Raw genomic sequence first — 12,079 nt, forward strand, 5'->3', positions numbered from 1 at the left:
CAATGAGCAAGTCTCTTGCCCCCTTGATCGAACAACGGGCGGACCCTTTCATCCACCGCCACGACAACGGCTACTACTTCATCGCCTCGGTTCCCGCCTATGACAGGCTGGAGCTGCGTCACGCCACCACCATCGCCGGCCTCGCCGAGGCCGAGCCGGTCACCGTCTGGGAAAAGGAAGACAGCGGCCCGCTCAGCGAGCTGATCTGGGCCCCGGAACTTCACTACCATCAGGGCCGCTGGACCATCTATTTCGCCGCCGCGCCAAGCCGCGAGATTCGTGACGGTCTTTTCCAGCACCGCATGTATTGCATCGCCACCAGCGCCAGCGATCCCATGCAGGGCGAGTGGAGCCATCCCCGACAGATCGATACCGGTATCGACAGCTTCTGTCTCGATGGCACCGCCTTCCAGCATGACGGCGAGCTCTACTATGTCTGGGCGCAGAAGGAAGCCAGCATCCCGGGCAACACCAACCTCTACATTGCCCGGATGGCCACGCCGGAGACTCTCGACAGTCCGCCGGTCCGGCTTTCCATTCCCGAGTTCGACTGGGAAACGCGAGGCTTCATGGTCAATGAGGGCCCCGCCGTGCTGATTCGACACGGCCGCGTGCTGCTGACCTACTCGGCCAGCGCCACCGACGAGAACTATTGCATGGGACTGCTGTGGGCCGACCAGTCCGCCGACCTGCTGAACCCGGACAGCTGGAAGAAATCGGCCAGCCCCGTGTTCACCAGCGACCCGCAGCGCTCGGTATTCGGCCCCGGACACAACAGCTTCACCGTCGCCGAGGATGGCGTCACCGACATGCTGGTGTATCACGCCCGTACCTATACCGAAATCGTCGGCGATCCACTCTGGGATCCCAACCGCCACACCTACGTCAAACCCATTGCCTGGGACGCCGATGGGTTCCCTCGCTTCGGCCGGCCATCGCTGGTGGAAACCCCGGAAGACGAGGATGAACTGGCGGGTTGATAGCACCAATCTCGCCTATATGTACAACATTTGGAATTATTTATTGAACATGCCATCCTGTCCCGCATGCAGCAGCGGCGACACGCCGAGGAGAACGAACCGATGCGCCTGATCCAGTGCCTGCACGAAGACCGCCTGCACGCCGCCCTGGTGGAAACCGAAACGACGGTGCGGCTCGCCGATACCGATACCTATCATCTCGCCCGCGACGCCATGGCATCGGGCCGCTCACTTGCCGAAGTCGTCGAAGCGCGCCTGACCGACACTCGCCTGGATTATGCCGAGCTCATCGACACAGGACGCCTGATGCCGCCGCTCACGCACCCGGATCCGGCGCATTGCCTGGTCACCGGCACCGGCCTGACCCACCTGGGCAGCGCCGACGCCCGTTCGGCCATGCATGCCAAGACCCAGGCCAACGAGGAAGACCTCACCGACTCCATGCGCATGTTCAAGCTCGGCGTGGAGAACGGCAAACCCGACGCCGGCGAGGTGGGTGCCCAGCCCGAATGGTTCTACAAGGGCGACGGCGACTGCGTGGTGCCGCCCGAAGCGCCACTGCCCTCGCCGGCCTTCGCCCAGGATGGCGGCGAGGAACCGGAGCTGGCCGGCCTGTATCTCATCGATGACGACGGTCGTCCACGCCGTCTGGGGTTTGCCGTCGGCAATGAGTTCTCCGACCATGTCACCGAGCGCTTCAACTACCTGTGGCTGGCCCACTCCAAGCTGCGCGCCTGCAGCTTCGGACCGGAACTGCTCATCGGTTCGCTGCCCGGCCACCTCGAGGGGGTCAGCCGCATCACTCGCGATGGCGAGACACTGTGGCAAAAACCCTTCCTGACCGGCGAGGACAACATGGCCCACAGCCTGGCCAACCTCGAGCATCACCACTTCAAGTATCCGGGTTTCCGCCGTCCCGGCGACGTGCATGTGCACTTCTTCGGCACTGCCACGCTCAGCTTCGCCGACGGCATTCAGCCGCGCGAGGGCGATCGCTTCGAGATCGAGATTCCGGCCTTCGGCCGCGCCCTGCGCAATCCGCTGACCCAGGAGACAACCAACAACGACACGGACGTTTCACCGCTGTAGGTACCATCCAGGCACTTATCCAGCCAGGTCGCTGCAGGCACCTGAAAATGCCTGAACAGCGTCCCATCGTTACCCATGAAAGGAGTGACCATGACTATAGAAGGCACGCAACTCATTGGACGTGAAGCCGTTCTGGCCACGGGCGAGGCCTTCCACGCCATCGACCCTTCCACCGGCGAGACACTCCAGCCGGCCTTCCCCACCGGCGGCCAGGCCGAGGTCGAACGCGCCAGCGAACTGGCCCGGTCGGCCTTCGACAGCTACCGCGAAACGGGTCTCGAGGCCCGGGCGCGCTTTCTCGAGACGATCGCCGACAAGATCGAGGGCATCGGCGATGAACTGATCGAACGCGCCATGGCCGAGTCCGGCCTGCCGCGCGCACGCCTCGAGGGCGAGCGCGGCCGCACCTGCGGTCAGTTGCGCCTGTTCGCCAAGGTCGTGCGCGATGGTGAATGGCTCGACGTGCGCATCGACCCCGCGCTGCCCGAGCGCCAGCCCATGCCGCGGGTCGACCTGCGCCAGCGCCACGTGGCCCTGGGGCCGGTGGCCGTATTCGGCGCCAGCAACTTCCCGCTGGCCTTCTCGGTCGCCGGCGGCGACACCGCCTCGGCCCTGGCCGCCGGCTGCCCGGTGGTCGTCAAGGGACACCCCGCCCATCCCGGCACCTCGGAGCTGGTGGGCCGCGCCGTGCAGGCAGCAGTCGCCGAATGCCAGCTACCCGAGGGGGTCTTCTCCCTGCTCCAGGGTGCCGGTAACGAGATCGGCCAGGCGCTGGTCACGGATCCGAACATCAAGGCCGTGGGCTTCACCGGTTCACGGGCTGGCGGCACCGCCCTGGCACGCCTGGCGCAGAATCGCCCGGAACCGATCCCGGTCTACGCCGAGATGAGTAGCATCAACCCGGTCTTCCTGATGCCCGAGGCCCTCGAGGCGCGTGGCGAAGCACTCGCCGAAGGCTTCGTCGGCTCGCTCAACATGGGCGCTGGCCAGTTCTGCACCAACCCGGGGCTGGTGATCGGCATTCAGGGCGAAGCACTCGATGGCTTCCTGGCCACTGCCGCCAAGGCCGTCGAAGCCAGCGGCACCCAGACCATGCTGACGCCGGGCATCCGGGATGCCTATGACCGCGGCGTGGCGGCCCTGGCGTCCAGCGACAAGGCGCGCGAAGTGGCGCATGGACAATCCAGCGACGCCCCCAACCAGTGCCAGACAGGCCTGTTCGTGACCAAGGCCGAGGACTTCCTCGCCGACGAGACGCTGCAGGCAGAAGTCTTCGGTGCCACCTCGCTGGTGGTGAGCTGCGCCGACCAGGACGAGGTCAAGCGCGTCGCCGAGCATCTCGAGGGGCAGCTCACCGCGACCCTGCAGATGGACGATGCCGACGTCGACTTCGCCCGTGACCTGTTGCCGACCCTGGAGCGTCGTGCCGGTCGCGTGATGGTCAACGGCTGGCCCACCGGGGTCGAGGTATGTCATGCCATGGTGCATGGCGGCCCCTACCCGGCCACATCCGACTCGCGCACCACCTCGGTGGGCAGCGCGGCGATCCACCGCTTCCTGCGTCCGGTGTGCTACCAGAACCTGCCCCAGGCGTTGTTGCCCGAAGCCCTGCGCGATGGCAACCCGCACGGCGTCAGCCGACTGGTGGACGGCCAGCGCGAGCACTGAGCCGACGACAGAAACAGGCGGACTATCGGGTCGGCGGCACCATCGGGGCCGCCGACCCCATCACGCCGTTCTTCACAGGATGACACTCCCATGTCTCAGGACAATCGACTCCCCGACGATCAGCACCAGGCCCTGCTGGTCGGCCGGGTCTGGCGCGATACGCCGGAAGGTCCCGCGCTGGTGATCGTGCGCGACGGCCAGGTCATCGACGTCTCCGACTCGGTCGGCAACATGGCCGACCTGCTCGACCGCGACGACGCCGCGCGCTGGGCCGCCTCCGTCACGGGGCCGGTGCTGTGCGATGTCACGACCCTGCTCGACAACTCCGAGCGTTCGCCGCAACTCGCCCCGCATTTGCTGGCACCTTGCGACATCCAGGCCATCAAGGCATGTGGCGTCACCTTCGCCGTCAGCCTGCTCGAGCGCGTCATCGAGGAACAGGCCAGCGGTGATCCGGGCCGGGCCGCCGAACTGCGCGACGAGCTGCAACGGCTGATCGGTGGAGACCTGTCGCGGATCACCCCGGGCTCCGATGAGGCCATGGCCCTGCGCGACGAACTCAAGGCGCGTGGTGCCTGGTCGCAGTACATGGAAGTCGGTATCGGGCCGGACGCCGAGGTGTTCACCAAGGCACAGCCGCTCTCCTCGGTGGGTTTCGGTGCCTGGGTGGGCCTGCATCCGGCATCGCACTGGAACAACCCCGAACCCGAGATCGTGCTGGCCGTGAACGCGGCGGGCGTGCCGATCGGCGCCACCCTGGGCAATGACGTCAACCTGCGCGACATCGAAGGACGCAGCGCCCTGCTGCTGGGCAAGGCCAAGGACAACAACGCCTCCTGCGCCATCGGCCCCTTCATTCGCCTGTTCGACGAGCACTTCACCATGGACGACGTGCGTGGCGCCATGGTCGCACTGCGCATCGACGGCGAGGACGACGGCTTCCGGCTCGAGGACTCGAGCGACATGCGCGAGATCAGCCGCTCACCGGAGGAACTGGTCGGCCAGACCATCGGCGCCCATCACCAATATCCGGATGGCTTCATGCTGTTTCTCGGCACCATGTTCTCGCCGATCCAGGATCGGGACGGGCCAGGTCAGGGATTCACCCACCATCCGGGCGACATCGTGAGCATCGCGACGCCACGCCTCGGCACCCTGGTCAATCGCGTGGGACGAAGCGATCAATTGCCACCCTGGACCTACGGCATTCGGCGTTGGCTGGCCGATCAGCAAGGCTCGTCCACCCGCCGAGCATGAACAGCGTCGGAGACGCCGAATCGGCCATTTCCGACTGGATTGCAGCCATGCCAAACCTAGGCTAGGATCATCGCCATTTCTGCGGAGCCCGTCAGTGCCAGCAACCTCCCGCCCTTCGCGTGCACGTCCTTCCATCGCCGAATACCTCGCCGAAGCCATCTTCTCCGGCCGCTATCGACCCGGCGATTTCGTTCCCAAGGAAGTCGACCTGGCCCAGCAATTCAGCCTCAACCGCTCGGCGGTGCGCAGCGATCTGCGCATGCTGGTCGATGTCGGCATCATCGAACGCATTTCGGGGCATGGTTCCAAGGTTCGTGACTACGAGGCGTGGAACATCCTCGATGCGCAGGTCACCGACTGGATGACGCGCTATGCCGCGCCCAACCCCAGAATCCAGCGAGAAATCCTCGCCTTTCGCCTCGACGTCGAGCCCTATGTGGCGATGACCGCCGCCCGGCGCGCCACCGCCCGCGACCTGGTCGCCATCGAGGAAGCCTTCGACGGCATGGGCAAGCACCTCAACGATGCCTCCGGCGACCCCCAGCGACGCCTGCACAGCGAGTACGACGTTGCCTTTCACGTCGCCATCTTCAAGGCAACCCACAACATCGTCTGGGCCCAGCTATCACACATACTGCGCCCCTCGATCCATCTGCTGATCGAGACGTCGAACATCAGCGCCACCGACCCCGAGGCCAGTCTCGAACGACATCGCCAGGTCATGGAAAACATTCGCGCACGACGCCCCGCCGAAGCCTTCCGCGCCGCCCAGGCGGTCCTGGCGGGTACCGCCGCGGCGCTGGGCATCGAACCGGGAGAAGGCACCCTGGGCGGCCACACCTTGCCACCCGGCGATCGAGACTGAGGCGCCCCCGGGACCGGGGAAGCACGGAGGCCGGCCCCTCTGCTGGCCTCGTCCGTCATGACGACCGAATCCCGCCAGTGACTCCGCCTGGATGTCACCATTGTTCATTCGAGCAGCCACGAAAAAGCCGCCTGATGCATTGCACCAGGCGGCTGATTCTCGAAAACTGTTGGTGGAGCCTAGCGGGATCGAACCGCTGACCTCAACACTGCCAGTGTTGCGCTCTCCCAGCTGAGCTAAGGCCCCACATGTACTCGCCGTTGCGAGAACGAGGCGTATATTATTCATCGAAACGCGAATCGTCAACCCGGGAATCAGCAAAATGATAAAAAACGTTACCGAGGCGCCATCGCCAATTCCACTTAACCTCATGTTATGCCAAGGTATGCGCAATTCAACGCAGGCTGTTCGGCCAGGATCGCGTCTCTTGCAACGCGGGCCATACCCCCGCATTCCGTCCACTGTACTGTTAGGAGTTCCTTCTTGATCAGGGTTCTCGTCGCCGATGACCATCACTTGGTGAGGACCAGCATCGCCCATCTGCTGAATGACGAACCAGGCATCAGCGTGATCGGCGAAGCTGCCGATGGCGAGCAAGCCATCGGTCAGGCCCGCCAACTCAAGCCGGACGTCATTTTGATGGATATCCGCATGCCCGGCATAGGCGGCCTGGAGGCCACTCGCAAGATCACTCGCCTGACCAGTGACGTACGCATCCTGGTACTGACCGCCTTCATCGAAGAAGCCTTCGCCCAGCGACTGCTCGAGGCCGGCGCCCATGGCTTCATCAGCAAGGGATCTCAGCACGACGAGATGGTCCAGGCGATCCGCAGCGTCTTCGGCGGAAAGCGCTATATCAGTCCCGACATCGCCCAACGCCTGGTGCTGTTTCGCATCGACTCCAACGACAACCCCTTCGACCAGCTTTCCCAGCGCGAGCTCCAGGTGGCGATGATGATCGTCAACTGCCAGAAGGTCGCCGACATCGCCGACCGCATGTTCCTGAGCCCCAAGACCGTCAACACCTACCGCTACCGCATCTTCGAGAAACTCGACGTGCATTCCGACGTGGAGCTGACCCACCTGGCTCTGCGATACGGATTGGTGGACGGCTTCAGCGAGGTGGACTGACCCAGCCGGTAACGGGTCTGATCTGATAGGATAAAGGCCGTTTCATCCGTTACCGGCATCCCGATGAGCTTCGATTCTCGCCAGTTCCTCGACACCATCACCGAGTCCCCCGGGGTCTATCGCATGCTCGACGAGCAAGGCGAGACCCTCTACGTCGGCAAGGCCCGGCGGCTCAAGGCACGCCTGGCCAGCTACTTTCGCGGTACGCTCAACACCAAGACCCAGGCGTTGGTCTCGCGCATCGCCGACATTCAGGTCACGGTCACCAACAGCGAAACCGAGGCCCTGCTGCTCGAACAGACCCTGATCAAGGAGCAGCGTCCGCCCTATAACATCCTGCTGCGCGACGACAAGTCCTATCCTTTCGTCTTCGTCACCGACCGGCATCCCTATCCGGCGCTGGAATACAAGCGGGCGCGCACCCGGCATGGCGATGGCCGCTATCTCGGCCCCTACCCCAGCAGTGGCGCGGTGCGTGAAAGCCTCTCGCTGATGCAGAAGATCTTTCGCATCCGCAATTGCGAGGACAGTGTCTTCGCCCACCGCAGTCGCCCATGTCTGCAGTATCAGATCGGCCGTTGCAGCGCGCCTTGCGTGGGCTACATCGACGAGGACGACTACCGCCGCGACCTGGAACACGCCGTGCAATGCCTGGAAGGCAAGAGCGAGATGGTGACCCAGGAACTCACCCGGGACATGGAGGCCGCCAGCCAGGCCCTTGATTTTGAGGAAGCGGCCCGCCTGCGCGACCAGATCCAGCAACTGCGCCAGCTTCAACAACGCCAGTTCGTCGACACCGGCAGCGGCGACGCCGATATCTTCGCCCTGGCAAGCCGCCCCGGCGCCCTGTGCATCTCGGTACTCTCGGTGCGCGGCGGTCGCTTGCTGGGCGCACGCCACCACACGCCGAGCAATGGTCTCGACCTGACGCCCGACACGCTGCTCGGCGATTTCATCAGCCAGTACTATCTCGGCCAGGCGCGCGAGATTCCCGCCGAGATCATCACCAGCCATGCGCTAACCGATACCGATCTGATCGCCCGGGCCCTGGAAACACGCGCCGGGAAACGCGTGCGTGTCACCGCACGGGTACGCGGTCACCGGGCTCAATGGCAGGAACTCGCGCGCACCAACGCCGAACAGCAGTTGTCCTCCCAATTGGCCAGCCAGAGCCAGCTCGCGCAACGCTTCGCCGCCCTGGGCGATGCCCTGTCGCTCGAACGGGTACCGGCCCGCCTCGAATGCTTCGATATCAGCCACAGCCATGGCGAGGCCACGGTGGCCTCCTGCGTGGTCTTCGACGCCAACGGTCCTCGCAAGTCCGATTACCGACGCTTCAACATCAAGAATATCGAAGCCGGCGACGACTACGCCGCCATGCGCCAGGCCCTGACGCGACGTTTCAAGCGGCTCAAGGACGGCGAGGGAGAAGCGCCCGACCTGCTGATCGTCGATGGCGGCAAGGGCCAGCTCAACATGGCCCGGGAGGTCTTCGCCGAACTCGGCGTCGAAGGCGTCGGCCTCATCGGCGTGGCCAAGGGCACGACTCGCAAGGCAGGCCTCGAAACACTATTCATCGAGACCCCTGACCGCACCCTGGATCTCGACACTTCCTCACCGGCCCTGCACCTGTTGCAGCATATCCGCGATGAGTCGCACCGCTTCGCCATCACCGGACACCGCACCCGGCGCGACAAGGCCCGACGAACATCGACGCTCCAGGACATTCCCGGGGTCGGGCCTCGTCGACGACGCGAGCTGCTGCGCTTCTTCGGTGGCCTGCAGGGTGTCAGGCAAGCCAGCCGCGAGGAACTCGCACGGGTTCCCGGCATCAGCGCGACACTCGCCGAGTCGATTCATCGCGCCTTGCATGGATGAGTGACGGCAAGGCGGATAGAATGGACGGGTTTTTTCCGGCATCTCCCCTTCAAGGCAAGGACCGCAGCTCCGATGAACATACCCAATCTCCTGACGTTGGCCAGAATCATCTTCATTCCGCTGCTGGTGGTGTTCTTCTACCTGCCCTTCTCGTGGAGCATGCCAGTGGCCGCCGTCCTCTTTGCCCTGGCTTCGGTGACCGACTGGCTGGACGGCTTTCTGGCGCGCCGTTGGGACCAGTCGACGCCGTTCGGCGCCTTCCTCGACCCGGTTGCCGACAAGCTGATGGTCGCGGTGGCCCTGGCGTTGCTGATCGAGCGCTACGACGCCAGTTGGCTGACCCTGCCGGCACTGGTGATCATCGGTCGCGAAATCGTCATTTCGGCATTGCGCGAATGGATGGCCGAGATGGGCAAGCGCGGCAAGGTGGCGGTCTCCTGGATCGGCAAGCTCAAGACCACGCTTCAGATGGTCGCCCTGCTGCTGCTGCTGGCCTTCGCACCGGGCACCCCCATCGCCATACTGGGCGTCGTCACGCTGTATGTGGCCGCGCTGCTGACGCTCTGGTCGATGGTCCAGTACCTGCGTGCCGCCTGGCCGCATCTGACTCGCTCGATGTAAGGGCGTCACGGAAAAGCGTTTGACAGTCACCAACTTATCCGTATAATGCGTCCTCGAGTCGAGCGGGAATAGCTCAGTGGTAGAGCATCGCCTTGCCAAGGCGAGGGTCGCGAGTTCGAATCTCGTTTCCCGCTCCATTCCTCGAGAATGGCAAGACTCCAAGAGGCTGGATGGCAGAGTGGTTATGCAGCGGACTGCAACTCCGTGTACGCCGGTTCGATTCCGACTCCAGCCTCCATTTCCCCTTCCCCGTATCATCTATCCAATCTGATCGACCCCCGCCCGGATGGCGAAATTGGTAGACGCAAGGGACTTAAAATCCCTCGGTGGCAACACCGTGTCGGTTCGAGTCCGACTCCGGGCACCAGACCGCTGATCGAGATTGTCTGACGTGTGTCCTCGAGAGCCCTGTCTCGTGCAGTTCTGGTATGCCCTGCTCCTCGAGAATGACACCGTGTTTGCTCAAGCCACCACCACGTGGTTGGCACCCGACTGTCCCTTTTGGTCCTCGGAGTACAAGAGCAAGCCATGAAGCGCTCCCAGATCAAGAAGCGCCCAACGTCTGATACCACCCTGGCCCAGCTCGAGTCGGAAGCCACTGAATATCGGGGGGCAAGACGGCCAGTGCCTACGAAGCCCGGGGAAATAGCCCATAGCTTTGCGGACAGACCCACCAGTCACACCTGCATGCCTAGCCTTTCCTCCCCGGCACGAGACACACATGAAAAAGCCCGCCTGATAAGGCGGGCCAGAGCATGAATAAAGTAACCGAACTGTCTTATTGCGTTCCGTTACGCTATCCGAGATTTCATTGCCATATCCTCGATACCCAAGCGTTCACGCAGGTACTGGGGTACCAAGCGACGTGACGAGATACGGTGACGAGGCATCTCCACGATTCGCGTCTCGATGCCATAGAGCGCCACGTATTCACTGTAGTTGCTGAATGCCTGGCGATCGACATAGTCGATGTAGGTTTCGGCCTCGGTGCCATTGGCAATCACCACCTCATGAGTATTCGTCTCGATGTGATAATAGGTGATCGCTGCAGGCATTTCACTCCACGGCAGGTAATCGATCGTGTCGTGATTGACCAGCACCCCCGCATTGATCACCAGGCCATCGATAATGACACCGTGGTTGGCTGTGAGGATGAGATCCTGATTGGGCTGCCCAGGCGCCAGAGCCCCTTCTTTGATCCGCACCGGCGTTTGCCCACCCGCAAAGAGACGATGAACGGACTGGCGACCGATCCACTTCACCGGCACCACCTCGCCACTGGCAGTTAACACCGGATCACCGATCGACAGCGACTCCACAGGTACCTCGCCATCGGGGGTAGCGATCATCGTTCCTGCGGCAAAGCAATTATGCGTATAGGTGCCACCTGAGAGATAAGTGTCCTGATTGGCTTTGAACTCCTCGAACTCGGCCTGCGTCATCTCGATACTGGCATTCACCTGGGTCGCAGTTACACCATCCCCTTGCGTGATATGCAAGGAGCCATCATGGTAGGCATCATCGGCGGTTGCGCCATCCAGGCTCCAGTCCCCACTACCGATATTGAGTTCATCCCCCGCCTGTATGTTATTGACGTCAAAGCTGGCGCTGTCCAGTAGCCCCACATCCGGTTGATTGAAGGTGAAGGACCCTTGTCCAGCCTCCGAATAATTGATGGTATAACTGTTTAGAGGATCACTTAGTGTGTCGAGAGTAGAGCCATCAAGCGTTATGTGGCTTGCACCCTCAATGTTGTAGGTGAAACTATTGAGCTGACTGGCATCCAGCAGATCCATGTCCATCGTCAAGTCACCACCGTTGGTGGCAGTGAAGGTGGGAGTCGAGCCAGCTTCAATGCTTGAAACTGAAGTGACTGTGGCAGTCACACCATCGACGATCAACTCCCCGCTTCCTAGTACGCCAATCTCGACGGTGTATTCCTGGTCTGGATCTCCATCGCTGTCCGAAATGGTTCTTGTTTCGTCATCACCCAAGTCAAACTGCAGAAGCGTAGCCATATAGCTCCCCCTTCTCAGAGTCAAATCTTGTAAATTATTGTTCGTCTTGCTGCGTCACATCACACACTATTCTGTGGAATGCGACTATCAACCTAGCACAGAAACCTTAGTTTTCTACAAGAGACCACCACGCAATTAACGAAAATCAAAAACCAAAACTCATGAGCACAAAAAACCGCCCTCAGGCTTTCAAGACAGCCGAAAACAAGACCTTATCGCTTATCTCTAGATCAAATAAAGAGCATGTTTTTTCAAGATAGACACGAGAACTGCATTGTCAAGCCACACATTAAATAAAAGTTACCTGAATTAACAATGCAAAAATTAAAACCCTAAATACTGAAAAAGTAAAAATGCGCTTATTTTACAACCGTTAATTTAGCCATGAATCAATAAGCTTATGAGACATAAAACACCGAGAACAAAAACAATTCCCATCTCCAGGATACCGCAAAAACAAAAGCCTGACGCGGACGCCAGGCAAACAAATCAGGGCAGCCATGAAGGATGGCTTCATGACATGAACAAGGTTGTACAAGGAAGGCTAATTACGCAAATTAACGAAACCTGAT

Annotated in this window: 9 protein-coding genes and 4 tRNA genes; 11 read left to right on the top strand and 2 right to left on the bottom strand. The window is 61.8% G+C overall.

Going from position 1 to position 12,079, the window contains the following annotated elements:
• The first annotated feature begins 2 nt into the window (after window positions 1–2).
• The 5 genes from HELO_RS09945 to HELO_RS09965 all read left to right on the top strand — a co-directional run bounded on the left by HELO_RS09945 (window position 3) and on the right by HELO_RS09965 (window position 5,859).
• Window positions 3–980 (top strand): glycoside hydrolase family 43 protein, encoded by a 978-nt coding sequence (locus HELO_RS09945; RefSeq protein WP_013332561.1) that lies wholly within the window; start codon window positions 3–5, stop codon window positions 978–980.
• Between the two features lie 102 nt (window positions 981–1,082).
• Window positions 1,083–2,069: an AraD1 family protein gene (gene araD1 / locus HELO_RS09950; RefSeq protein WP_013332562.1), complete on the top strand. Its 987-nt coding sequence runs from the start codon at window positions 1,083–1,085 to the stop codon at window positions 2,067–2,069.
• Window positions 2,070–2,159: 90 nt separating this feature from the next.
• Window positions 2,160–3,737, top strand: a complete 1,578-nt coding sequence (locus HELO_RS09955) for an aldehyde dehydrogenase (NADP(+)) (RefSeq protein ID WP_013332563.1) — start codon at window positions 2,160–2,162, stop codon at window positions 3,735–3,737.
• 90 nt (window positions 3,738–3,827) lie between these two features.
• Window positions 3,828–4,994 (top strand): fumarylacetoacetate hydrolase family protein, encoded by a 1,167-nt coding sequence (locus HELO_RS09960; RefSeq protein ID WP_013332564.1) that lies wholly within the window; start codon window positions 3,828–3,830, stop codon window positions 4,992–4,994.
• Between the two features lie 94 nt (window positions 4,995–5,088).
• On the top strand, window positions 5,089–5,859 hold the full coding sequence (locus HELO_RS09965) for a FadR/GntR family transcriptional regulator (RefSeq protein ID WP_013332565.1): 771 nt from the start codon (window positions 5,089–5,091) through the stop codon (window positions 5,857–5,859).
• A 170-nt stretch (window positions 5,860–6,029) separates the two neighbouring features.
• On the opposite strand, the gene HELO_RS09970 is transcribed toward HELO_RS09965, so the two are convergent.
• Window positions 6,030–6,105 (bottom strand) — tRNA-Ala (locus HELO_RS09970).
• Between the two features lie 237 nt (window positions 6,106–6,342).
• Between HELO_RS09970 and uvrY the strand changes: the two genes are divergently transcribed.
• The 6 genes from uvrY to HELO_RS10000 all read left to right on the top strand — a co-directional run bounded on the left by uvrY (window position 6,343) and on the right by HELO_RS10000 (window position 9,856).
• Entirely contained in the window at window positions 6,343–6,990 is a 648-nt protein-coding gene (uvrY, locus tag HELO_RS09975; protein WP_041602068.1) for a UvrY/SirA/GacA family response regulator transcription factor, read from the top strand.
• A 63-nt stretch (window positions 6,991–7,053) separates the two neighbouring features.
• A complete protein-coding gene (uvrC, locus tag HELO_RS09980) occupies window positions 7,054–8,868 on the top strand; it encodes an excinuclease ABC subunit UvrC (protein WP_013332567.1) in 1,815 nt (604 codons plus the stop codon).
• Between the two features lie 72 nt (window positions 8,869–8,940).
• Complete coding sequence (gene pgsA, locus HELO_RS09985; RefSeq protein WP_013332568.1) at window positions 8,941–9,489, top strand: CDP-diacylglycerol--glycerol-3-phosphate 3-phosphatidyltransferase; 549 nt, start codon at window positions 8,941–8,943, stop codon at window positions 9,487–9,489.
• A gap of 62 nt (window positions 9,490–9,551) precedes the next feature.
• A tRNA-Gly gene (locus HELO_RS09990) sits at window positions 9,552–9,626 on the top strand.
• A 27-nt stretch (window positions 9,627–9,653) separates the two neighbouring features.
• A tRNA-Cys gene (locus tag HELO_RS09995) sits at window positions 9,654–9,727 on the top strand.
• Window positions 9,728–9,769: 42 nt separating this feature from the next.
• A tRNA-Leu gene (locus HELO_RS10000) sits at window positions 9,770–9,856 on the top strand.
• Window positions 9,857–10,280: 424 nt separating this feature from the next.
• Here the strand turns inward: HELO_RS10000 and HELO_RS10010 are convergent.
• Entirely contained in the window at window positions 10,281–11,507 is a 1,227-nt protein-coding gene (locus HELO_RS10010; RefSeq protein WP_013332569.1) for a Hint domain-containing protein, read from the bottom strand.
• Between the last annotated feature and the right edge of the window lie 572 nt (window positions 11,508–12,079).

The sequence above is a fragment of the Halomonas elongata DSM 2581 genome (genome assembly GCF_000196875.2).
In the GTDB taxonomy this organism is placed as follows: Bacteria; Pseudomonadota; Gammaproteobacteria; order Pseudomonadales; family Halomonadaceae; genus Halomonas; species Halomonas elongata.